Below are 22,900 nucleotides of genomic sequence, written 5' to 3'. Positions count from 1 at the left end.
GGGCGGGGGAGGAAGACCGCGTCGAGGGTGGTACCGGCAGGACCAGGCTCGCTCGACGGCACGGGGCACGGGGCGGGGACAATGGGGGGTATGTCGAGCAGCGATCGGACCGAGTTCGGGGAGTACCTGCGGCGGCGCAGGGCCGCGATGAGCCCTCCGGAGCCCCGGGGCGGTGTGCGGGTGTCCCGTCGGCGGGTTCCGGGGCTTCGCCGCCAGGAGGTCTCCGACATCGCGGGTATCTCGGTGGAGTACTACACGCGCCTGGAACAGGGCCGGGCGCCCCGCCCCTCACGTGAGATCCTCTCCTCGCTGGCCCGGGCGTTCGGGCTCTCGGACGCCGAACGCGACCACCTCTTCCGGCTGGGGGGCGAGCCCCCGCCCGAACCGGCCTCCCCCTCCTCGGTCATCCGCCCCGGGCTGCTGCGTCTGCTGCGCGGCCTGGACGAGACGATGCCGGTCACCGTGCACGACGGGCGGCTCGACCTCCTCGCCCGCAACAAGGCCGCGCAGGAGCTGCTGGGGTCCCTGACCGGCGGCGGTCCGTTCGAGCGCAACATCGCCTACCAGGCCTTCACGACCGACGTGCTCGCGCAGCTGCTCGGGGGCGAGGGCGCGGACCGGTTCCTGCGGGTGGCGGCCGCCGAACTCCGGACGGCGCTGAGCCGGTACCCCGGCGACGCCTACCTCCGCGCCCTGCTCGCCGAGCTCACCGCGACCAGCCAGAGCTTTCGCGACCACTGGGAGGAGGGTGAGGTCGGCGTTTCGAGGTCCGCGGTCAAACAGATGCGCCACCCGACCCAGGGGTGGTCCCGCTTCGAGATCGAGGTGCTCCACGACCCCGAGCGGGACCACTGGATCATGCTCTACACGCCTCACGGCGAGGAGTAGCCCTCCGCGCCGTGAGGGGCGTCAGTCCCTGGGCGCGACGGCGTGGTCGAACCCCAGTTCCCGGAGGGCGGTACGCAGCCGCTCGGCCGAGCGGTCGAGGACGCTGTGGTCCGTCTCCGTCTCGACGCCGCTGAGGTCGAAGTCGGACATGCCCCAGACGGGGGCCACGTGGACGTGCATGTGCGGCACCTCGAAGCCCGCGACGAGCAGCCCGGCGCGGGGCGCGTTCCAGGCGGCGCGAACGCCCTGGCCGACGGCCTGGGCCACTTCCATGCACCTGGTCAGAAGGGCGGGGTCGGCATCGGTCCAGTGGTCGACCTCCGTTCGGGGGACGACCAGGGTGTGGCCCGGCCGGAGCGGGGCGATGGACAGGAAGGCCACGACCTCGGGGTCCTTCCACACGAAGTGTCCGGGGAGGTCGCCGGCGATGATCTTGGAGAAGAGGGTCGGCAAGGGTGGAAGGCCTTTCCAGCACGGGTGGGAACAGACGGTTCCTCACAGTGTGGGGGTCAGGACCCGGTGGGGCGTCCGGAACCGGCGAAGGACCCGCCACGAACAGTCACCGAAGCCCCGGCGCCTCGCGCAGCGGTCTTCTCCGCGTTCGTGGGCGAGGTCGCGGACTTGCGCCTGAGAGCGAAACAGGCCACTCTTGCCGTCATGATCACGCACATCGCATGGAAGGGCGGCCTCCGCCCGGGCCTTTGAGCCCTTCCGAGTGGACCCTCGGCGATCCCGCGGACGGACGATCCACTTTTCTTCGACACATCACCTCCCTTCTCGCCGAGCACGGCGAACTTCCCTGGCCGGACGACGGCCGCCCGTTTCCCGACGATCCCCCCAACTGGGCCAACGACGTGATGAGCAGCGTCGTCCTCGACGGCATCCGCACCCACCACTTCGGGACCGACGCGGACACGGAACGGGCCGACAGCCTGGCCGAGCTCGTCTCCCGGACCGTCGAGGGACCTCCCGACATCGCCGCCGCGCAGCTCTTCCACGACGCGCTCGCCGACACCGACGCCTTGACGGTCGTCGACCACCTCCTCGAACCGCTCACCGCACGCAAGGTGTCCCATCGCCGCACACGGGAGCTCGCCCGGTGGACGGTCGAGCACGGCACCCACCGCGACGCCGTCAAGATCGCGCTCGCACTGCTGGGACTGTGCGCGGACGAGCGCGAACGAGACCTCCTCGTCCTGCTCGGGTCGCTGGACGAGTTCTCCCTCTACGCTGCCGTCGCGCTGCGGCGTGCCGTACCCGACCCCGAGCCGGACCTGTTCCGTCTCGCCCGACGGGCCACGGGGTGGGGCCGCATCCATGCGGTGAAGCGTCTGGAGGGCACCGCTGACCCCGCCATACGGGCATGGTTGCTGCGTGAGGGATTCCGTAACGGGGTCATGAACGAGTACCTCGCCCGCTTCGCCGCCGTGAACGGCGGGCTGCTGGAAGCCCTGACCGGTGACGGAACGCGGGGGGAAGCGGACGAGGAACTGCTCGACGGGGCGGGCGGCATCCTCAGCGCCATGGCCGTTCCCGAGGGCGGCCCGGCCGAAGGACTGGCCGACTACCCGGACGCGCTGGCCGCGTTGGAGCGCTACGCCGAACTGATCGACACCGCCCCTGCCACCCTGGGGCGTCTCACCGACCTGGTGGTGATCCGCGACCACCTGAGTGGCCGCCCCGAGGAACTGGAGCACGTGGCCGACAGGGTCGCCGAACTCGGTCGACGGTTCGCCCGTGTGCTGGAGCGCCCCGAATGGGGAGCGCAGGTCCGTGCACGCCTGGCCGAGCCGGAGGGGAGGGATTTTGGTGTCGCGCTCGCGGCGGCCAACCGCATGGGGATGCGACCGTTCGATGACGTCCTCCGGCGCCTGCGCGCCGCACCGCAGGATTCCTTCGCCTGGCACTGGGCCTTCCGTTGGGCGAACCCCGGGCGTGTGAACGAGCTCGTGGAACTCGCAGGGGTCCTGTTGCCGATGGACGAGTTGGCGACAGGGCCGTCCGAGGTGTCGTCGGTGGGGCCCGGGTACGAGAACGATCGTGTCCTGGAGGGCCTCCTGCGCTGCGTCGCCCGGTTCCCGGGATCGGGCTGGCCGCTCATCCGTGTCGGCCTGCGCAACCGTTGCACAAGGGTGCGTTCGGCGGCGACCGCGGCTCTGGAAGGGTGGCCGGACGGGCCCTTGCCCGCGGAGGCGGTGTCCGTGCTCCGTCTGGCTGAGACGGAGGAGCCGCACACCACGACCAGGGAAGGGATGACGGCGCTTCTGCGGCGAACGGACCCCGGCCCCGGGAGGGCCTGATGCCCGGGTGACCACGGCCCGGATCCGTGTCGTCACCCGTCCTGAAGCGGTGCCGGTCACGGGAGAGGAAGCCAAGGGGAGATGTCGGAGGCAGCCGCGCGCTGGCCGGTCGTGTCGTCGGAGGAGACCCGCTGGCTGTCGGAGTTGACCGGCGATGACGGTCTCACCGGGTTCATGCCGTCTCCGCTGCCGGACGCGGCCTGGGTCCTCCACGCCATGTACGAACACGAACGAGGCCCCTCCGGCGTGACGTACGACGACCACCACAGGGCCCGGCTGGCGGACGGGAGCATCGCGCCCGAGATCGTCGGGGGCGTCGACCTCACCCGGGTGGGCACCGTCACCGGAGGCGGGGTGGGGCGGACCGGGCACCCGGGCCCCGGCTGGCGGCGTCTGCGCTGGGAGGAGCTGGCTCACCGGACCGGTGATCCGCTGGTGCCTGAGGGGTCGCTGCCCTCCCACCGCTGTTTCCCCTCGGTGAGGAGGGAGGGCAGTTGGCCGCTCGGTGTCATCCCGCCCACCGAGGGCAGCCCGGACCGGGAGAGCTGGAACCGGCTGGTCGACGTCCTCGTCCGGCACAGCCCGGCCGGAGCGGACACCCGCTGTCTGAGCTACCACAGTCCGTTGATGCTCGACACCGTCGACTTCGACGACCTGCACGTCCGGACCGGCCGACTCGCTGACGCCGAGGTCCTGTACGACCTCCCCGGGGTGGATTTCAGCCCGTCCAACCTCTGGGCCCGGGACCGCTCGTGGGTCGTCTGCGCGGACTACGACCTGTGGGCGACCAAGGTGGCCGGTCCCGCACCGCTCGTCGAGGCCCTCCTGGGCGACACCGGGATCGAGGCGGTACGGCTGCCCTGGGCCCTGTGAATCGGGGTGCCCGACACCGGATCCGGCAGGGCGCCCCCGGCTGCCATGGACTCGGGCGGTCCCGCCTCCGGGGCGTCCTATCGGGGAAGGCGGTGCGAGAAGCCGAACCACGGACGGGCTCCTGGTGCCGGTGTGACCTACGCGACTGGCCGCGCGGATACACCCGGGGGTATGGTGGGGGCACGGGCGGAAGGAGACCAGATGAAGCCTGAAATGGTGGGCGACGCCATCACGCGACTCAAGCGCGCGCAGGGCCAGCTCTCCGGTGTCATCTCGATGATGGAGGCGGGGGAGGACTGCGCCGCCGTCCTTCAGCAGCTGGCCGCGGTCTCCCGGGCCCTGGACCGGGCGGGGTTCAAGATCGTCGCGAGCGGCATGCGGCACTGCAACACCGCACGCGAGCGGGGCGAGGAGCCCGAGCTCACCGAGGAGGAGCTGGAGAAGCTGTTCCTGGCCCTGGCCTGAGGGTTCGTGGGCGCCGGCCGGGTGTCGGGCGCCCGCGCGCCGCCTTTCGCGCGGAGTCCCCCTCCGGCCTCGACCGGAGCGTCTCCCTGACTTCTGGATACTCCCCCCAGTATGTGGGGGCGGATATCGGATAGTCCGTGTTCCCGCGCGTCCGGAGTCCCGGTCCGTCCACTGGATACCCCCGGGTGTATCCAGATCCACTTCCACACCACCGAAGGAAGGAAACACATGAGTGACCACGGCATCGACGTGCGCGTACTGCTCGAAACCGACCCCCGCGCCCTGATCGTCGACGTGCGCACCCCCGCCGAATACGAGGGCTCACACATCCCGGGGGCCGTCAACCTGCCGCTGGAGCAGGTGGACGCCCACCTGGAGCGCATCGTCGCCGGCGCGGGCGGCCGCCTCGTCCTGGTCTGCCGCTCCGGCAAGCGGGCCGGGCGGTGCCGGAACACGTTGGCGGGGGCGGGCCTGGGCGACACGGTCGTGCTGGAGGGCGGCATGAACGCCTGGGAGGCGCAGGGGGCGCCCCTGGAGCGCGGCCGCGAGAGATGGGCGCTGGAACGCCAGGTCCGACTGGTGGCAGGCGGCATCGTCCTGGGCTCGGTGCTCGCCTCCCTGATGTGGTTCCCGGCGGTGGCGGTCGCCGGTGTCGTCGGTGCGGGGCTGGTCTTCGCCGCCGTCACCGACACCTGCGCCATGGGCATGGCCCTGTCCCGCCTTCCCTGCAACCGGCCGAGTGAGGAGGTCGACATCGAGGACTCCCTGACCCGCATCGGCGCTGGTCGATGAGCGCGCGCGAACAGGGCCGCCTTCTGCCCTCTGGATACTCCCCCCAGTATCTGACCAGGTCTGACACACCACACAGCACCCACCGGACAAGGAGCAGAGCATGCTGCTGGAACGCCTCTACGACGACGACCTCGCCCAGGCCGGCTACTTCGTCGGCTGTCAGGCCAGCGGAGAGGCCGTCGTGGTCGACGCCCGCCGCGACATCGACGACTACCTCGGACTGGCCCGCGCACACGGCATGCGCATCGTCGCCGTGACCGAGACCCACATCCACGCCGACTACCTCTCCGGCGCCCGTGAACTCGCCGCGGCCACCGGCGCCACCGCGTACGTCTCCGGCGAGGGCGGCCGGGACTGGCAGTACGGATTCGACGCCGAACGGCTGCTCGACGGTGACGCCATCACCGTCGGCAACATCACGGTCCGCGCGAGCCACACCCCCGGGCACACGCCCGAGCACCTCTCCTTCCTGGTGACGGACGGGGCGTTCAGCCGCGACCCCGGCTACCTGCTCTCGGGTGACTTCGTCTTCGCCGGCGACCTGGGCCGTCCCGACCTGCTCGACGAGGCCGCCGGGGGGAGCGGCACCCGGTTCGAGGGCGCCCGCCAGCTCTTCGAGAGCCTGCGCCGGGTGTTCCTGAACCTGCCGGACCACGTCCAGGTCCTTCCCGGGCACGGGGCGGGCAGCGCCTGCGGCAAGGCCCTCGGCGCTCTTCCGGCCACCACGGTCGGATACGAGCGGCTCAACGCCTGGTGGGGTCCCTACCTGCGCGCCGACGACATGGAGGGCTTCGTCGCGGAACTGCTCGACGGACAGCCCGACGCCCACGCCTACTTCGCGCGGATGAAGCGCCAGAACAGGGAGGGGCCCCGGGTCCTGGGCCGCCTCGCCCCGCCGCCCGCGCTCTCCGACGAGGAGGTCGGCAGGTCCCTGAACGAGGGCGGGAGCGTCCTCGTCGACACCCGGCCCCACGTCGAGGTCCACCGGGGCACCGTGGCGGGGGCGCTGAACATCCCGGGCCCGGAGAAGGCCGCGACCTTCGGGGCCTGGGCCCACGACCCCGAGTCCGAAACCCGCCCCCTGGTGCTGCTCGCCGAGGACGGGGACACCGCCCGCCGGGTGCGCGACCACCTGTTGCGGGTCGGCATCGACCGCGTGTCCGGTTACACGACCAGCACGGAGGGCCTGCCGAGGACCGTGCCGCCGCGCGTCACCCCCGAGGAACTCGAACAGGCCGGTGCCGCGCTCCTGCTGGACGTGCGCACCAGGGGCGAGCACGCCGAGGGGCACATCCCCGGTTCGCGGCAGCTCAGCGCGGGCCGTGTGCTGTGGAACCTCGACGCGCTGCCGACCGACGGCACCATCGTGAGCTACTGCCAGTCGGGCGCCCGCAGTTCCGTGGCGGCCTCGGCTCTGCGCCGAGCGGGATACGACGTCGTCGAACTCGATCGGGGTTACGGCGCCTGGGAGGACTGGAGGCGGGACCGGGACGCGCCGGTGCGCGCTGGTGTCGACTGAGGCACACGGCGGGGCCGCGCTCCCGCCGCCCCCGCAGCGGAGCGCGCGTGGGCGGGAGCCGCCCCCGCGCCGTCCGGACGGCCTCCGCGTCGTCCGGACCGCCCCCGCGCCCCACCATCCCCGAGTCATCGGCCGCCCGCGTCCGCGGCGGCGAGCCACGGAAGCGGAGTCAACATGGAGTTTCAGATCGTCCTCGCCCTGGGCCTCGCCGCGGTGGTGGGGCTCGCGCTCGGACTGCTCGGCGGAGGCGGTTCCATCCTGATGGTGCCGCTGCTGACCTACGTCGCGGGCATGGAGCCCAAGGAGGCCATCGCCGCGTCCCTGTTCGTCGTGGGACTCACCTCGCTCGTCGGCGCGCTCGCGCACGCACGTGCGGGAAACGTGCGCTGGCGTACCGGGTTGGTGTTCGGAGCCGCCGGGATGGCGGGGGCCTTCGTGGGCGGCGTGGTGGGGGCGCACGTCCCGGGCGCCCTGTTGATGACCGCCTTCGCCCTCATGATGGTCGCGACCGCCCTGGCCATGCTCCGGGGCGGGAGCGCGATCCCCGGCCGGGGGTCGGCCGCCGTGGCGCCGCCGCTGGGACGCGTCGTCCTCGACGGGGTGGTGATCGGCGCGGTCACCGGGCTGGTCGGCGCCGGAGGAGGGTTCCTCGTCGTGCCCGCCCTGGTGCTGCTGGGCGGACTGGCCATGCCGGCCGCCGTGGGCACCTCCCTGCTCGTGATCGGCATGAAGTCCTTCGCCGGACTCACCGGTTACCTGACCGCCGTGAGCCCGGACTGGGCCCTGCTCGGCGCGGTCAGCGCGCTCGCGGTGGCCGGTTCACTCGTCGGGGTGCGCCTGACCTCCCGCGTGCCCGAAGCCGCCCTGCGCAAGGGGTTCGGCGGCTTCGTGCTGCTCACGGGGGTGTTCGTGCTGATCCAGGGGCTCTTCGACCCCCTCGGCGCGGTCCTGGTCGCCGTGGCGGCGGGTCTGGCGGCCCTGGCCCTGGTGTGCCGCCTGATCGGTGACCGCTGTCCTCTGGTCCCCCTCCTCCGGCCGCGCGCGGGATGAGCGGGATGACCGGTGCGGATGGCCGGCGGGAAGCAGTCCCCGAACCCCTTTTCCGGCCGCGCGCGGGATGGCCGAGGCGGATACGCCCGGTTCGGTCCGGAGGGGGCCCTTTTCCGGCCGCGCGGGACGACCCCGCCCTCCGCCGGAGGCGCGGCGGCCCCGTGCGGAGGCGGACGGCCGCGCGGTTGGCGGCGGCCCCGGCGGGCGGGCCCCCGTGCCCGCGAGGGCCGGTCCCGTCCGGGCGCGACGGGGTGTGCGACGACTCGGGCGTCGGCCCGCCGGAGCGGACCGGCGCCCGGGGCCGTCGGGTTCGGAGCCGGGGCGCCCGCGCGGGCGCGGTCGGCTCAGAAGCGGTCGACCAGGAGCTGTCCGTCGGCGGCGCGCTGGCCGCTCAGGCCGCTGCCGTAGTTGGCCTCCACCCGCGAGCGCTCGGAGGCGTTGGGGTAACGGCTGGTGCAGTTCACGCCGCCGGTGGATCCCGACATCAGCGACGAGCACGGGCCGGGCTTGACGTCGGGCAGGCCCAGGCTGTGGCCGAGTTCGTGCGCGGCGATGCGCACCGCGTCGTAGCCCTGGGCGGTGCCCTGGCGGCCCATCCAGACGGTGACCTGTCCGCCCGGGCGCACCGGGCCCAGGTGGGCGCGGGGCCAGCCGTCGTCGGCGACGATCCGGATCTCGGCGCGCCGTCCGGCGGAGGCCGGTTCCAGGCGCACGTTGCTGACGCTGGAGTTCCACACGTTCACGGCCGAGGCGACGGCGGAGGTGTACTCCGCGGCCCGGCTGGCGTCGTAGTACAGGACGGTCTGGCGCAGCGGCTGGCTCTGCTCCGCGGGCGCGGCGGTGGCCGGCGCGGTGCCCACCAGTGTCAGCGCGAGGGCGCTCAGGGCGATCAGGACGGGCAAGAGGACGCGTCTCAGCATGGGGGTCTCCCGGGGGTGAGGGTGCTGATGTTGCTTGGTGACCCGGTGGGGTCGGGTCGATGCTATGTGTAGCGGTGTGCCGCCACAAGATGTGCGGAGCGCCTAATTGAGGCACCGCGTACCGGTCCGGGGCCCCTGGGGGAGAGGGCGCCGTTCTGTCGCAGACCTCCGATAAAACGGAGGAATCCGTACGCCACGACCACCGCGAGGTACCCCCTGATGGACCGTCCCGCCCTGCCCCTGCCGCCCGCCGACGACGCGTCGCACGTGTCCGGGATGCTGCTCCTGCGCACCGACCACGATGACGATGCCTGGGAGGACGTGCTCTCCCGGATGGGCGAGCTGCCCGGTCTGGTAGTGCCCGGCCCCGGCCACGAGACCTCCGCGGCGTCGGAGGCCCCCGTTCCCCGGCGCCTGGTCGTGGTGGACGACCCCGCCTGGCGGGGCGCCAACCCCGAGGAGGTGGGTGAGGCCCTGGACCGGGACGGGGCGTGGGTCCCGGACGTGGTCCTGCTCGCCAACGACAGGACCGCGGCCAACGCCGGTCCGCGCCCGTTGCTGGCGTTCCGCGGCACCGGCGGGGAGATGTTCCGGATCACGCCCCGCCAGGCGGCCCTGACCTACCTGGTGATGCACTGCCAGGACCTGGACACGGTCCTGGACGACTTCGAGGAGTGGGCCCCGGCCGAACCCGAATGGGAGACCGAGGAGGACGAGACGGTGGAGGACTGGGAGTCCGGCCTCCCCGACCCCGTGGGCGCCCACCTGGAGGCCCTGGACGTCCCGCCCCGCTACGAGCCCCCGGCCCGGCCCCTGCCCCCGCTCACCCACGTCAACGACGGCCTGCTCGTGCGCACCGACTTCACCGACGAGGCCGCCTGGACCGCGCTCCTGGACACCGTGTACCGTCCGGGGCCGGGCTACGGGAATCCGATCGACGACTTCGGTGACTACGTCGGGGTCGTGGACGACCCGGTGTTCGAGGGCGCCACCCCCGAGCAGCTGATGTCGCTGGTACGCGCCGATCCGGAGGACTCCGACGAGGGCGTCGCGGACGCCCTGCTGGTGGCGGACCGGGCCGCCATGAGCGATCCGGAGCACCGGCTCCTGGTCGTCCCGCTGGAGGAGCACGTGGGGCGCACCTTCCGGCTCGTCCCCGAGAAGGCCGGGATCATGCTGGTCAACCTGGCCATCGCCAACCAGGACGTCGAGGACTACATGGACGTGGAGGAGAAGGCCCGCATGCACGGGTGGTGGTGACCCGTGAAGGCGGGGCTCCGCCCGGCCGGGCACGGAAGGGCGGAGCCGGAGCGGCCGTGGTGCGCGCGGGCCGCCGCGCGGTAGTTTGCGGATATGGATGAGAGTGGGAACCACCGTGCCGACGAGGGCGACGCCGAGGTGCTGCGCGCCGTGGGCGCGCGGCTGCGGCGCCTGCGCAACCGCGCGCGGCTGACCCTCGCCGAGCTGTCGGAGCGCACGGGGGTCACCCCGAGCACGCTGTCGCGTCTGGAGACCGGGCGGGTGCAGCCGACCCTGGGCCAGCTGCTCCCGCTCTCGCGCGTGTACCGGGTGCCCATCGACGAACTGGTGGACGCGCCCAGGGTGGGCGACCCGCGGGTGCACCTGCACCCGGTACGCCGCTTCGGCCTGACGTTCGTCCCGCTCACCCGGCGCGCGGGCGGGGTCCAGGCGTACAAGGTCCTCTACCCGCCGGTGCGGACACTGCCGCCGCCCGAGCTGCGCACACACGAAGGACACGAGTGGTTCTACGTGCTCTCGGGGACCGTCCGGCTGGTCCTGGGCGCCGAGCAGGACCTGCTGCTGGGCGCGGGGGAGGCGGCCGAGTTCGACACCCGGATCCCGCACTGGATCGGCAACCCGGCCGAGCACGAACCGGCGGAGACCATCGCGATCTTCGGCACCCAGGGCGAACGCGTCCACCTGCACGGGACCTGAGGGGGACGGGTGCGCGGAGCGGTCGGGCGCCCGCTCGCGGCGGCTCCGCGACCGGCACGCCGGAGGCGCGGCCGCCGGGGGAGAGGACCAGGAGCACCGGGGGCGCGCCGCGCGCACGTGCTTTTGCAGTTCTGCACGAGAGCTGGCCCGGCGGCCCCGGCGGCGCGAACACTGGCGTCCATGGAGACAGACAAGGACACCTCGCCCAGCCGGGAGTTCTGGGAACCCCACTACCGGGGTGAGGACCCCTCGACGCCGCCGCCCGGCCCCAACGCGGCCTTCGCCCGCCTCGCCGGGGAACTGGCCCTGGTGCCACCGCCGGAACCGGAGTGCGGGGCGGACGCGCGCCGCGCCCTCGAACTCGCCTGCGGCCGGGGCGGGGACGCCCTGTGGCTGGCGGGCCGGGGATGGGACGTCACGGCCGTCGACGTCGCGGAACACGCCCTGGCCGTGCTGGGCGAGCGGGCCCGCCGGGCCGGGGTGGGGGACCGCCTCACCACGCGGCGCCACGACCTGGCGCTGTCGGTGCCCGACGCCGGACCGTGGGACCTGGTCTACGCGAACTACTTCCACACCCCGGTGGACATCGACCGTGACGCCGTGCTGCGCCGGGTCTCGCGGTCGGTGGGCGGGGGCGGGCTGCTGGTCGTGATCGACCACGCGTCCAGTGCGCCCTGGTCCTGGGAACAGCGCGACGACTTCCCCGCCCCCGAGGAGCTGTGGCGGTCGCTGGACCTGGGCGCGGACTGGACCGGCCTCGTGTGCGAGCGGCGTTCGCGGCTGGCCCAGGGCCCCGACGGCCGCAGCGCACGGGTGAGCGACAACGTGGTGGTGGCCCGGCGCCGCACGGGGGCGACGCCGAAGGGTTCCACCAGGACGGCCGAGACACCCTCGCGCCGACGCGACCAGCCCCCGCCCAGGACGGGGTCCGCGGAGAAGGAGGTCCTCACGGGGTTCCTGGCCTACCTGCGCGAGAGCGTCCTCGCCAAGCTGGACGGCGCGCCGGAGCAGCACGTGCGCACTCCGGGCGTCGCGTCCGGCACGAACCTGCTCGGCCTGGTCAAGCACCTGGCCCATGTCGAGCGCGCCCTCTTCCTCGGCGAGGAGGTCAGCGACTGGCAGGCCACGTTCCACGCCGGCACCGGCGAGACCACGGCGGGCGTTCTGGAGGGATACCGCGCGGCCGTGGCCGCCGCCGACCGTGCCATAGCCGACTGCGACGACCTCGGCGGGCCCGCGCACGCGGGGCGCCGGAACGGATCCGCCCCGTCGATGCGGTGGGCGCTCGTGCACATGATCGAGGAGACCGGCCGCCACGCCGGGCACCTGGACATCCTCCGCGAACTGGTGGACGGCAGGACCGGCCGCTGAGCGCCGCCGCGACGTCCCCCGCGCCCCTCCCGCCGCCTCACGGGCGGAGCCGGGGCGGCGGGGGCGTCAGCGGTCCTCGGCCGCGGGGGAGGGATCCGCGGTGACCGCGCCGGGGCGCCACAGGCCCGCCGCCGCCAGGGCGCACGCGCCCGTGAGCACCCCGGCGCCGCCCAGCACCAGGACCGGTTCCAGGCCCCCGGCCCACCCGGCCAGCGGGTAGGTGAGCAGGAAGCAGGCGTGGGAGAGCGAGAACTGGGCGGCGAAGACCCCCGCCAGCGCGCCCTCGGGAGCGGCCTCGCGCAGCAGCCGCCCCGTGGGCGCGGACACCAGCGCGCACCCCGCGCCCAGCACCGCCCATCCCGCGCCGAGCACCAGCGGTCCCGGTGCCAGGGCCCAGCCCAGCGCCAGGGCCGCCGCTCCCGCCGTGAGGACGCCGGGACCGGTGAGCATGAGCGCGCGCGTGCCGAACCGCTCCACCAGCGCCCCCAGGGCCAGCGCCACCGCCATGGAACCGCTGCCGAAGCAGGCCAGCACCAACGCCACGGCGGTGTCGCCGCCGCCCAGGTGGGAGCGGACGAGGACGACGGTGTCGACCAGGACCAGGGCGGTGACCACGGCCACCGCCGTGTTCAACGCCGTCAGCGCCAGCAGGCGCCGGTCGGTGCCGAAGGCCCGCCAGCTCGCCGCGGCCCGGCGGGGACTCCGCGACTCGGGCGTCGGGGCGGGCAGGGCCGTGGTGGCCACCAGGGCGGCGGAGGCGGCGAAGCCGAGCGCGGTCAGCGCGAACAGGCCGTCGAAGGGGACCGCGAGCAGCACGAGAGCGGCCAGCAGCGGCGAGGCCAGCGCCTCCAGGTCATAGGCCAGCCGCGACAGGGCCAGCGCCGAGGTGTAGCCGCGGTCGTCCACCAGTTCGGGGATGACCGCCTGGAAGGTGGGGGTGAAGGTCGCCGAGGCGCACTGGAGCACGGCGATGAGCGCGTACACCTGCCAGACCTGGTCCACGAACGGCAGACAGGCCACCGCCAGGGCGCGCACCACGTCCGAGCCCACCAGCACCGCCTTGCGCGGGGCCCGGGCCAGGGCCGCGGTCAGCAGCGGCCCCGCGCCCACGTAGGCGAGCATCTTGACGGTCAGGGCGGTGGCCACCACCTGTCCCGCCCGACCCGGAGCCAGCTCGTAGGCCAGCAGCGCCAGGGCGACCGTGGCCAGCCCGGTGCCCGCCAGTGCCACGACCTGGGCGTAGAACAACCTGCGGTAGGAAGCGAAGCCCGTCAGCACCCGCCACACCACGACCACCACCCGGAGAAGAAGGAAGAGCACGACCAAGCGCACCATATGTGTGCGCAAGTACGCACATGATGTCATATTCCGCGGGGTCCTCCCTCCTCCGGGCCCTAGACTGCGCACATGCGCACCAGCGACGAGCAGGCCGTCCCCAGCCGCGTGCACCCGGCTCCGCCCGAACCCGAGCGGCTCGCCGTGGCCGCGAGCGTGTTCGCCCTGCTGGCCGACCCCACCCGGCTGCACCTGCTGTGGACCCTGGCCGGGGGCGAGGCGGACGTGGGCCAGCTGACCGAGGCCTGCGGAGCGTCGCGCACCGCCGTCTCCCAGCACCTGGCCAAACTGCGCCTGGCCGGTCTGGTGGAGTTCCGCAAGGAGTCCCGGCACGCCATCTACCAGCTGCGCGACGGCCACCTGCGCCGCCTGGTGCTGGAGGCGCTCAACCACGCCGACCACGTCGTGACGGGCGAGCCCTTCCATGACTGACACCGCCTGGCGCAGGCCGCACCCGCCCAGAGCGGGGCCGGAGGGCAGAGCCCGGTCCGGCAGACCGTCCCGGGGCGTCCGCGCCGCCGCGGGGCCGAGGCGGACGCGAGGTCCACGCCCCGACCCGGGGGAAGTCCGACGAGCGGTTCGCGCCTGCCGGAGTCCTGCTCGCGGGAGGCGCTTCGGGGCCAGGGGCCCACCGTCAGGACCCGCGGCGGTTCCCCCTATCCCGTGGCCGCCGAAGGCCCCGGCGACACCAGCGCTACAGTTCCTGGCATGGACCGGCACACCTCCACGCGGCGACAGCGCACCCTCGCGGTGCCGCTGGTCGCGCTGGTGCTCATGTGCTTCATGTGCGCGCTGTGCCACAGCACGGGCCCGGTCGCCCAGGCCGCCCCCGCGGCCACAGCCGCCGCGTCCAGCGCTACCACTGCCGTCGCGACGGCCGACTGCCCGGAGCGCCCCCGGGAGGCCGCCGCGGTCACCGACGCGGCCCCGGCCCCGCAGACCGCGCACGCGTGCGAGGTCACCGAGGGACACGGACTGCCCACCGCGCCGCCCCTGTTCCTCGTCGCGCTCGGCGTCGCCCTGGTCCTCGCGCTCCTGCTGGCCCCGCGGCCGGGACCGGCCCCGCGCCCCGTCAGCCGTCCGCCCCTGGCCCCCCACGGGTACGGGCTGCTGACCCTGCTCTGCGTCCAACGGGTCTAGGACACGGTCACCCGCCCCCTCCCCGCGCCCCGCGCGAGGGGGCCCAGCCGCGCCCCGCGCGGCCCCTCCCCGTGACCGTTTCCCCGGGCGCGCTCCGCCGCGCCCCGTACCCCAGGACACCCACATGAGCAAGAACCTCGGCATCACCCTCGGCCTGATCATGGTCGCCGTCATCGGACTGGGCCTCCTCGTCGCCCTCGACGACCGGGGCGGCTCCGCCCCCGCGGCCCCGGACGGCTCCGCCGACCCGCAGGCCGCACCCACCGCACCGGCCGGACTCCTGGTCCGCGAGGACAGCCGGCACCTCGACCGGGTGGAGGAGGCGCCGGTGACGGTCGTGGAGTTCCTCGACTTCGAGTGCGAGGCCTGCCGCGCCCAGTTCCCCGTCATGGAACAGATCCGCGAGGACTACGACGGGCGGATCAACACGGTCATCCGCTACTTCCCCATGCCCGGCCACACCAACGCCGAGCCCGCCGCCGCGGCCGTGGAGGCCGCCGCCCAGCAGGGCGCGCTGGAACAGATGTACGTCCGGATGTACGAGACCCAGGCCGAGTGGGGCGAGTCCCAGGACTCCGAGGCCGAGGTGTTCGTCGGCTTCGCCGAGGACCTGGGCCTGGACACGGAGGAGTTCGTCCGGGCGACGGAGGACCCCGCCACGCTGGAGCGCGTGCGGTCCGACTTCCGGGACGGCGTGGCCCTGGGCGTGCGGGGCACCCCGACCATCTTCGTCAACGGCCGCCCCACCCCCAGCATGCCCGGCTACGAGACGCTCTCGGCGATGATCGACCGGGAGCTGGAGGGTTGAACACTCCTACCGCGCCCCGCCGCGCCTCGGCGTCCCCGCCCGGTGCCGCGACACCCGTCATCAGCCGGGCCCTGCCCTGGCTGCTCACCCTGGGCGGCGGCGCCGGGCTGCTCGCGGCCCTGGCCCTGCTGGTGGAGAAGGTCCGGGTGCTGGCCGACCCCGGGCACGTGCCCGCGTGCAGCCTCAACCCGGTGCTCTCCTGCGGCACCGTCATGGCCACCCCGCAGGCCGAGGTCTTCGGCGTGCCCAACCCGGTCATCGGCGTGGTCTGCTTCGCCGTGGTCACCACCGTGGGCGCGGCGCTGGCCGCCGGGGCGCGCCTGGACCGCTGGTTCTGGCTCGGACTCCAGGCGGGCGTGGTGTTCGGCGCCGTCTTCGTGCACTGGCTGATCTTCCAGAGCCTGTACCGCATCGGCGCGCTGTGCCCGTACTGCGTGGTCGTGTGGGCGGTGACGATCCCCCTCTTCTGGTACGTCACCCTGCACAACGTGCGCTCCGCGCACCTGCCCGCACCGGCGTGGGCCGCCGGACCCCTGGACCTGCTGGCCCGCAACCACACCGTCGTGCTCACCGTGTGGGCGCTGGCGGTCGTCGGCGCGGTCGCCCAGGCGTTCTGGACCTACTGGTCCACGCTGCTGTGAGCCCGTCCTCCCCGCGGGCCGCCGCGCGCGTCGGCGGATCGGCGCCGACGCGCGTGGCGCAACCCGTGACGGAGCGTGCGCGAAACGTAGGTTGGATCCATGCGCGTACTGGTCACGGGTGGTGCCGGGTTCATCGGATCGAGGGTCGCGGAGGAACTCCGCCTGGCCGGGCACGAGGCGGTCACCCTCGACGCCTACCTGCCCCAGGCCCATACCGGGAGGGACACCGAGCACAGAACCGTGGACGTCGTGGGCGACGTCCGGGACGGTGAGATCGTCGAACGCGCCCTGCGGGGCGTGGACGCGGTCTGCCACCAGGCGGCGATGGTGGGGCTGGGCTCCGCGGACTTCCTGGACGCCCCCGACTACGTCCGCTGCAACGACCTGGGCACCGCGGTCCTGCTGGCCGCCATGGCCAGGGCCGGCGTCCGCGACATCGTCATGGCCGGTTCGATGGTCGTCTACGGGGAGGGGCGGTACACGTGCCCCGAGCACGGCGACGTCCGCCCCGGCCCGAGGGCGGAGGCGGACCTGCGGGCGGGGGCGTTCGACCCGCCGTGCCCCCGGTGCGGGGCGCCGCTCGTGCCCGGCCTGGTGGGGGAGGACGCGCCGAGCGACCCGCGCAACGTCTACGCCACCACGAAGCTGGCGCAGGAGCACCTGTGCGCGGCGTGGGCCCGGTCCGTCGGCGGACGCGCGGTGTCGCTGCGCTACCACAACGTGTACGGGCCGGGGATGCCGCGCGACACCCCCTACGCGGGCGTGGCCTCCTTCTTCCGCTCGGCGCTGGCCCGGGGCGAGGCGCCCCGCGTGTTCGAGGACGGCCGCCAGCGGCGCGACTTCGTGCACGTGGGCGACGTGGCGCGGGCCAACGTGGCGGCCCTGGAGGCCGTCGCGGGCAGGGCCCCGGGGGAGCTGTCCGCCTTCAACACCGGCAGCGGGACCCCGCACACCATCGGCGAGATGGCCCGGGCGCTGGCGGACGCGCACGGCGGCCCGGAGCCCCTGGTCACCGGCGAGTACCGGCTCGGCGACGTCCGGCACATCACCGCCTCCTCCGACCGGCTGAGGCGGGAGCTGTCCTGGCGGCCCAGGGTCGGCTTCGCCGAGGGGATGGCCGAGTTCGCCCGCGCCGAACTGCGCGGTTCGACCGGTTCGGCGGCGTCGGAGGCCCAGGTGTCCGCGTGTCGCGACCGCCTTTCCCGGCCTGTGTCCACATGACTTCGTAGCGTAACGAGGGTGAGCAGAGAACCACACGAGTACGGCCAGGACGAACCGGCGCAGGCGCCGACCGACACGGCGGGCGGCGACCCGCCGCCACCGGTCGACGTGGTGCTGCCCTGTCTGGACGAGGCGTCCGCCCTGCCCTGGGTCATCGAACGCGTCCCACCGGGGTGGCGGGCGATCGTCGTGGACAACGGGTCCACGGACGGCTCGGCGGGCATCGCCGCGGAGCTGGGGGCCCTCGTCGTCTCCGAACCGCGCAGGGGGTTCGGCGCGGCGTGCCACGCGGGCCTGTCCGCCGCGACCGCCGAGTTCGTCTGCTTCTGCGACTGCGACGCCTCCCTGGACCCCGCCCTGCTCCCGCGGATGGTGGAACGGGTGCGGGTCGGCGGGGCGGACCTGGTCATGGGCAGGCGGCGCCCCGTCCGCCGGGGGGTCTGGCCGGCGCACGCCAGGATCGGCAACGCCGTCGTCGCGCGGATGCTGCGCTCGCGGACCGGGGTGCGGGTGCGCGACATCGGCCCGATGCGCGCCGCCCGCAGGGTGGACCTGCTCAAGCTGGGGATGACCGACCGGCGCTCGGGCTACCCGTTGGAGACGGTCGTGCGCGCCGCCGACGCCGGATGGCGGGTCGACGAGGTGGACGTCCCCTACCTGCCCAGGTCGGGGGCCTCCAAGGTGACGGGGACGTGGCGCGGCACGTGGACCGCCGTGCGCGACATGACGGCGGTGCTGCGCGAGCCGCCGGGCCCGGAGGGCGTGCGCGCGAGGGGAGGGCGGCCATGACCCGGGCCGGTCACCCCGACCTCCCGGCAGGGGGAACCACCCTGCTGGTGATCGCCAAGGAACCCGTCCCCGGACGGGTCAAGACACGGCTGACCCCCGAGTACTCGCCGCGGGAGGCCGCCGCGGTCGCCGAGGCCGCCCTGGCCGACACCCTGCACACGGTGCGCTCGCTCCCCGCCAGCAGAAGGCTCCTGGTGCTGGAGGGGCGGCCCGGACCCTGGCTCCCGCCGGGGTTCGAGGTGGTTCCGCAGCCGGGCGGCGGGCTCGACGAACGGCTCGCGCAGGCGTTCGCCCGGTGCTCGGGCCCCTCCCTGCTGATCGGTATGGACACCCCCCAGGTGAGCGGGGAGCTCCTGGGGCCCGCCCTGGCCCCGGACGCCTGGGAGCGCGCCGACGCGTGGTTCGGCCCGAGCGAGGACGGGGGCTTCTGGGCGCTCGGCCTGGCCGACCCCGACCCCCGCCTGCTGCGCGGCGTCCCGATGTCCACGCGGCGCACCGGGCGGTTCCAACGCGCGCGACTGGTCGAGGCCGGGCTGCGCGTACGCGACCTGGACGTGCTCACGGACGTGGACACGCCCCGCGACGCCGCGCTGGTGGCCTCACTCGTCCCCGGCAGCCGCTTCGGCAGGGCGGTCGGGCTCGCCAGAGCGGGGTGTCGGCGGTGAGCGCGACCGAGACCGGGATCGACACGAGGCCGGCCCCGTGGCTGTGCGACCCCTACTCGCGGGCGCTCGCCGACGGCCGCGGCCCCCTCTTCCTGCGACGGCCCGACGGGTGGATGCTGCGCCTGGAGGTCGAACGCTGGTGCGGGGGGACCGACGCCGCGGACGAGAGCGTACTGGAGCGCTGCGAGGGCGACACGCTGGACGCCGGGTGCGGGCCCGGGCGCATGGTGGTCGCGCTCGCCGCCCGGGGCCGCCGGGCGCTGGGCGTGGACATGAACCCCGTGGCCGTGTCGCGCGCGGTCGAGGCGGGCGGCCGGGCGGTGTGCGCCTCGGTGTTCGACCCCCTGCCCGGCGAGGGGGGTTGGCGCACCGCGCTGCTGGTGGACGGCAACATCGGTATCGGCGGAGCCCCCGGGGACCTGCTCGACCGCATGCGTGAGGTCGTGCTGCCCGGAGGCCTGCTCATCGTCGAGACCGCCGCCCACGAGGTCCACGAGTGCGTGACGGTGCAGGTCACCGACGGCCGGGGGGAACCGGGTCCCCCGTTCCCGTGGGCGCGGATCGGACCCCGCGCCCTGCGGTGGTGCGCGCGCGAGAGCGGGTGGGAGTGGTCGGAGGCCTGGCAGGTGCGGGGGCGCCGGTTCGCGGCACTGCGCGCGCCTCGGGACAACCCGGCGCCGGGACCCGTCCGTCCCGCGGTGACGGCGTGACGCGGCCCGGACTCCGCCAACGCGACCTCCGGGGCGCGGTCGGCACCGCTTGGACGGGACCGCGCGCCGACCTGTCCGCGGCGGCCCTGGCCGCGCTCCTCTTCGCGGCGGCCGCGGTTCTCGGCACCCGCATCGAGCGCGCCCACGGCGTCCTGCACGTGGACTGGCCGCCGCTGTACGCGTCCTGGTTCCCGCACACGGGGCCCGGTACGGTCCCCGCCCTGGTCCTGGCCGTTGTGGTGGCGGTCTGCGGTCCCGCGGTAGCGCGGGCCCTGCCCTGGCGTGCCCTGGTGTGGGCCGTCTGGGCCGCGTCCGTGCTCTGGACCACCGCGCTCGCGCTGGTCGACGGCTGGCGGCGCGGGATCGTCGGCCGCCTGCTGTCGCCCCACGAGTACCTGGCCTCGGTCGACCGCTTCCAGGACGTGGGCGCGGCGCTGAGCACGTTCACCCGGCACATCCTCATCGGGCAGCCCGACAACTGGCCCACGCACGTGGCCGGACACCCCCCGGGCGCCGTCCTGACCTTCGTCGCGCTGGACCGGATCGGCCTGGGCGGCGGGGCGTGGGCCGGGATGTGGTGCGTCGTGGTCGGCGGCTCGGCCGCCGCCGCGGTCCTGGTCGCGATGCGCGCGCTCGGCGCGGAGTCGGCGGCGCGCCGGGCGGCCCCGTTCCTCGTGCTGCTGCCCGCCGCCGTGTGGGTGGGCACGTCGGCGGACGGGTACTTCGCGGCGGTCACCGCGTGGGGCCTGGCCCTGCTCGCCGTGGCCGCGGCGCCCGACGCGCGGGCGCCGCGCGCCACCGCGCTGGCGGCCGGTCTGCTCCTGGGGTGGTCGGTGTACCTGTCCTACGGGCTCGTCCTCATCGGGATCCCGGCCGTGGCGGTGCTCCTGTGCGCGCGGACCGCGCGCCCCCTGCCCTACGCGCTGCTGGGCGCCCTGGCCGTCGCGACGGCCTTCACGGCGGCCGGTTTCCGGTGGTGGGAGGGCTACCACCTGCTCGTGGAGCGCTACTACCAGGGGTTCGCGTCGGTGCGTCCCTACGGCTACTGGGTCTGGGCGAACCTGGCCGTGGCGTGCCTGACGACCGGACCCGCGACGGCGGCGGGCCTGCGCCGGGTGCTGGCGCGCCTGCCCGGAGCGGTGCGCGGCCTGCGCCGGGCGCCGTCCCGGGAGGAGGCCACGACGGCCCTGCTGGTGGCCGCCGCACTCGGCGCGGTCGTGGCCGCCACCCTGTCGGGGATGAGCAAGGGCGAGACCGAACGCATCTGGCTGCCGTTCGTGCTGTGGCTCGTCCCGGCCGCCGCCCTTCTTCCGGACCGCCACCACAGGGCCTGGCTGGCCGCCCAGGCGGCCACGGCGCTCGCGGTCAACCACCTGCTGCTCACCGGTTGGTGAACCGGGGCGCTCCGCGGGGCCGGTGCCCGAAGCCCCCGGCGTCCTCGCGGGCACCGGCGAAGGAACGCACTCGTGGCGCGGCCGGGGCGTCTCCGGGAGTGTTCGGCCGCGGGTTGACGGAGTCGGCGGACAGCGGGCGTACGCCGGGTGTTTCCGGGCGGGATCGGCCGTGGGCTGACGGAGTCGGCGGACAGCGGGCGTACGCCGGGCGTCTCCGTGTGCGACCGGTCGTGGGGACGCCGAGGGGCGGGACGGGCGGTGCCGTCCCGCCCCTCATCGCTCAGGAGTGGCGTTCGTCCCCGACCGTGTGCTCAGGCGGTGTCCCGGAGCCGGTCGAGGGTCTGGGTCCGCGACCGCTGGGTCGGGCCGTCCAGCTCCAGTCCGGAGGCCCCGGACGCCCCGCAGGAGACGTCCCGCTCCGGGAACTCGCCGTCGACCAGGTAGCTCGTGGCCACGTCCCAGGCGCAGGGGTTGTCGCCGTAGACGTAGGCGCCGTGACCGCTGTCGTCGACGCTCACCAGGCGGGAGCGCTGACCGAACTTCTCGTCCAGCAGCACTCCGCCCAGGTGCGGTGTGGCCGGGTCGCGCAGGTTCTGCATGACGAGGACGTTGGCCGGACCCTCCCCGGTGATCTCCACGGCGGGCTCGGACGGGGCGTCGTTCCAGTAGGCGCAGGGCATGACGTTGGCGCTGGCCGCGCCGTACATCGGGTACCTCTCCCGGTCCTCGGCCACGCCCTGCTGGTACGTGGACAGGTCCTCGGGCCACTCGACGTCGTTGCAGGTCGTCGCTAGGAACACCGACCAGGCGTTGTCGGAGGGCCACAGCTCGCCCGTCGCCGCCCCGGCGCCGCCGAGCCCGCTCTCCTCCATGTGCCGCCGCACCGCCTCCTCGTCCGCGAGGCGCACCGACTGCCACAGCTGCGCCGTCCGCCCGTAGCTCCGCTCGTTGTACAGCCCCACGAAGACGGCCAGCCGGAAGACGTGGCCGTTGACACCGGCCACCGGGCCCTCCTCGTCGAGCCGCTCGGCGGTCTCGAAGTAGGTCTCCCGCACCTGTTCGGGAGATCCGCCCAGACCGTAGCTGCCGTCGCGCTCCGCCGCCCACGCGGCGAAGTCGGGGAAGGTCTCCTCGAAGCCCAGGGCGAACCTGCGCATGCCGTCGTAGTCGAGGAAGGTGTCGCCGATGTTGCTGTCGAGCACGATCCGGTCGGTGCTCCCGGGGAACATCGAGGCGTAGGCCGCGCCCAGCGCCGACCCGTAGGACAGCCCGAAGTAGCTGGCCTCCTCCTCGCCGAGGGCGGCCCGGATCCGGTCCAGGTCGCGGGCCATGTTCGCCGTCGAGATGTGGCGCATCAGCCCGTTCCCGTCGCTGCGCGCGCACTGGTCGGCGACCCCCTCGGCGACCGCGGCCTGCTCGGTGACCGCCGCCTCGTCGACCGCGTAGGGCGGGATGTTGCCGAAGTACTCCTGGTCGGTGGTGAAACCGCAGCCCACCGCGGAGGAGTGCCCGACCCCGCGGGTGTCCATGCCGATCAGGTCGTAGCTGTTCAGGACACTGGCGGGCATGCCCAGGGAGGCCAGGTCCGCGGGCATCGACAGCCCGGACCCGCCCGGGCCGCCGGGGTTGAGCAGCAGCACGCCGCGCCTCTGGTCCGGGTCCGTACTGGCCAGCCGCGACACCATGATCCCGACCTCGGCGCCCTCGGGGTCGTCGTAGTCCACGGGCACCGGCACGGTGGCGCACTCCAGCGGGTGCGTCCCGGCCGGGACGTCCTCGGGGCAGGCGCCCCACTCCAGTGCCGTCGTCGGCGCCCCGTCCCGCTCTTCGGCCGCGACCGGTGCGGCCGCGACCAGTGAACCGGCCAGGCATACCGCCACCACCGGGGGCAGGCTCCGGCCCGCGCTCCGCCTTCGTCCCATGTCTCCAGCCTCCTGGATGTCGATTTCACCGGCGCCCCGGCGGGCACGGCTCTTCCGCCGTCCGTCGCGGAAGGACCGTGACCGCCGTCGCCGGAGGCACGTGTCCAGCCTGCTGTCACTCCAACGAGCCCACCAGTGACA

The 22,900-nt window shown here is 74.3% G+C and carries 23 protein-coding genes; 19 read left to right on the top strand and 4 right to left on the bottom strand.

Going from position 1 to position 22,900, the window contains the following annotated elements:
• The first annotated feature begins 90 nt into the window (after positions 1-90).
• A complete protein-coding gene (locus G011_RS0127795) occupies positions 91-888 on the top strand; it encodes a helix-turn-helix transcriptional regulator (protein ID WP_019611335.1) in 798 nt (265 codons plus the stop codon).
• 21 nt (positions 889-909) lie between these two features.
• Here G011_RS0127795 and G011_RS0127790 read toward each other — a convergent pair whose 3' ends face one another.
• Entirely contained in the window at positions 910-1,341 is a 432-nt protein-coding gene (locus G011_RS0127790; RefSeq protein ID WP_019611334.1) for an HIT family protein, read from the bottom strand.
• A gap of 248 nt (positions 1,342-1,589) precedes the next feature.
• Here G011_RS0127790 and G011_RS0127785 point away from each other — a divergent pair, with 248 nt between their 5' ends.
• The 6 genes from G011_RS0127785 (at position 1,590) to G011_RS0127760 (ending at position 7,887) form a co-directional block, all read left to right on the top strand.
• Positions 1,590-3,188 (top strand): hypothetical protein, encoded by a 1,599-nt coding sequence (locus tag G011_RS0127785; protein ID WP_155979862.1) that lies wholly within the window; start codon positions 1,590-1,592, stop codon positions 3,186-3,188.
• Positions 3,189-3,269: 81 nt separating this feature from the next.
• A complete protein-coding gene (locus tag G011_RS0127780) occupies positions 3,270-4,061 on the top strand; it encodes a hypothetical protein (protein WP_019611332.1) in 792 nt (263 codons plus the stop codon).
• Between the two features lie 213 nt (positions 4,062-4,274).
• Positions 4,275-4,526, top strand: coding sequence for a metal-sensitive transcriptional regulator (locus G011_RS0127775; protein ID WP_019611331.1), 252 nt, complete (start codon positions 4,275-4,277; stop codon positions 4,524-4,526).
• A gap of 228 nt (positions 4,527-4,754) precedes the next feature.
• On the top strand, positions 4,755-5,318 hold the full coding sequence (locus G011_RS0127770) for a rhodanese-like domain-containing protein (RefSeq protein ID WP_019611330.1): 564 nt from the start codon (positions 4,755-4,757) through the stop codon (positions 5,316-5,318).
• 100 nt (positions 5,319-5,418) lie between these two features.
• Positions 5,419-6,837, top strand: coding sequence for an MBL fold metallo-hydrolase (locus G011_RS0127765; RefSeq protein ID WP_019611329.1), 1,419 nt, complete (start codon positions 5,419-5,421; stop codon positions 6,835-6,837).
• Between the two features lie 174 nt (positions 6,838-7,011).
• The gene (locus tag G011_RS0127760; RefSeq protein WP_019611328.1) at positions 7,012-7,887 is read left to right on the top strand and encodes a sulfite exporter TauE/SafE family protein; all 876 of its coding nucleotides are present in this window, start codon (positions 7,012-7,014) and stop codon (positions 7,885-7,887) included.
• A 344-nt stretch (positions 7,888-8,231) separates the two neighbouring features.
• Here the strand turns inward: G011_RS0127760 and G011_RS0127755 are convergent, their stop codons facing one another.
• Positions 8,232-8,807, bottom strand: coding sequence for a snapalysin family zinc-dependent metalloprotease (locus G011_RS0127755; protein ID WP_019611327.1), 576 nt, complete (start codon positions 8,805-8,807; stop codon positions 8,232-8,234).
• A 219-nt stretch (positions 8,808-9,026) separates the two neighbouring features.
• Here G011_RS0127755 and G011_RS0127750 point away from each other — a divergent pair, with 219 nt between their 5' ends.
• The 3 genes from G011_RS0127750 (at position 9,027) to G011_RS0127740 (ending at position 12,134) form a co-directional block, all read left to right on the top strand.
• Complete coding sequence (locus tag G011_RS0127750) at positions 9,027-10,067, top strand: DUF6924 domain-containing protein (RefSeq protein WP_019611326.1); 1,041 nt, start codon at positions 9,027-9,029, stop codon at positions 10,065-10,067.
• Positions 10,068-10,160: 93 nt separating this feature from the next.
• Complete coding sequence (locus tag G011_RS0127745; protein ID WP_019611325.1) at positions 10,161-10,763, top strand: helix-turn-helix domain-containing protein; 603 nt, start codon at positions 10,161-10,163, stop codon at positions 10,761-10,763.
• A gap of 180 nt (positions 10,764-10,943) precedes the next feature.
• Positions 10,944-12,134 carry a DUF664 domain-containing protein gene (locus G011_RS0127740; RefSeq protein WP_019611324.1) on the top strand — a complete coding sequence of 397 codons (1,191 nt, stop codon included), beginning with the start codon at positions 10,944-10,946 and terminating at the stop codon, positions 12,132-12,134.
• A 66-nt stretch (positions 12,135-12,200) separates the two neighbouring features.
• Here the strand turns inward: G011_RS0127740 and G011_RS0127735 are convergent, their stop codons facing one another.
• The gene (locus G011_RS0127735; RefSeq protein WP_231391613.1) at positions 12,201-13,454 is read right to left on the bottom strand and encodes an MFS transporter; all 1,254 of its coding nucleotides are present in this window, start codon (positions 13,452-13,454) and stop codon (positions 12,201-12,203) included.
• 87 nt (positions 13,455-13,541) lie between these two features.
• Here G011_RS0127735 and G011_RS0127730 point away from each other — a divergent pair, with 87 nt between their 5' ends.
• From G011_RS0127730 to G011_RS0127690, 9 genes are all read left to right on the top strand, one after another.
• Positions 13,542-13,901 (top strand): helix-turn-helix transcriptional regulator, encoded by a 360-nt coding sequence (locus tag G011_RS0127730; RefSeq protein WP_013152750.1) that lies wholly within the window; start codon positions 13,542-13,544, stop codon positions 13,899-13,901.
• Between the two features lie 276 nt (positions 13,902-14,177).
• Complete coding sequence (locus tag G011_RS0127725; RefSeq protein WP_026338731.1) at positions 14,178-14,609, top strand: hypothetical protein; 432 nt, start codon at positions 14,178-14,180, stop codon at positions 14,607-14,609.
• 124 nt (positions 14,610-14,733) lie between these two features.
• Complete coding sequence (locus tag G011_RS0127720) at positions 14,734-15,417, top strand: thioredoxin domain-containing protein (RefSeq protein ID WP_019611322.1); 684 nt, start codon at positions 14,734-14,736, stop codon at positions 15,415-15,417.
• Positions 15,414-16,058 carry a vitamin K epoxide reductase family protein gene (locus G011_RS0127715; RefSeq protein ID WP_019611321.1) on the top strand — a complete coding sequence of 215 codons (645 nt, stop codon included), beginning with the start codon at positions 15,414-15,416 and terminating at the stop codon, positions 16,056-16,058. The genes G011_RS0127720 and G011_RS0127715 overlap by 4 nt, the downstream gene beginning before the upstream one ends.
• Positions 16,059-16,157: 99 nt before the next feature.
• Positions 16,158-17,279 (top strand): NAD-dependent epimerase/dehydratase family protein, encoded by a 1,122-nt coding sequence (locus tag G011_RS0127710; RefSeq protein WP_019611320.1) that lies wholly within the window; start codon positions 16,158-16,160, stop codon positions 17,277-17,279.
• An 18-nt stretch (positions 17,280-17,297) separates the two neighbouring features.
• Entirely contained in the window at positions 17,298-18,068 is a 771-nt protein-coding gene (locus G011_RS0127705) for a glycosyltransferase family 2 protein (RefSeq protein ID WP_019611319.1), read from the top strand.
• The gene (locus G011_RS0127700; protein ID WP_019611318.1) at positions 18,065-18,733 is read left to right on the top strand and encodes a DUF2064 domain-containing protein; all 669 of its coding nucleotides are present in this window, start codon (positions 18,065-18,067) and stop codon (positions 18,731-18,733) included. Before G011_RS0127705 ends, G011_RS0127700 begins: the two co-directional genes overlap by 4 nt.
• On the top strand, positions 18,730-19,443 hold the full coding sequence (locus tag G011_RS0127695) for a bifunctional 2-polyprenyl-6-hydroxyphenol methylase/3-demethylubiquinol 3-O-methyltransferase UbiG (RefSeq protein WP_155979861.1): 714 nt from the start codon (positions 18,730-18,732) through the stop codon (positions 19,441-19,443). Before G011_RS0127700 ends, G011_RS0127695 begins: the two co-directional genes overlap by 4 nt.
• On the top strand, positions 19,440-20,837 hold the full coding sequence (locus G011_RS0127690) for a hypothetical protein (protein WP_019611316.1): 1,398 nt from the start codon (positions 19,440-19,442) through the stop codon (positions 20,835-20,837). The genes G011_RS0127695 and G011_RS0127690 overlap by 4 nt, the downstream gene beginning before the upstream one ends.
• Positions 20,838-21,148: 311 nt before the next feature.
• On the opposite strand, the gene G011_RS0127685 is transcribed toward G011_RS0127690, so the two are convergent.
• The gene (locus G011_RS0127685; RefSeq protein ID WP_026338730.1) at positions 21,149-22,759 is read right to left on the bottom strand and encodes an alpha/beta hydrolase; all 1,611 of its coding nucleotides are present in this window, start codon (positions 22,757-22,759) and stop codon (positions 21,149-21,151) included.
• Positions 22,760-22,900 lie beyond the last annotated feature (141 nt).

Origin of the sequence: Nocardiopsis sp. CNS-639 (genome assembly GCF_000381685.1) — a bacterium.
Lineage (GTDB): Bacteria > Actinomycetota > Actinomycetes > Streptosporangiales > Streptosporangiaceae > Nocardiopsis > Nocardiopsis dassonvillei.
This window is presented reverse-complemented; position numbering and strand designations above follow the sequence as displayed.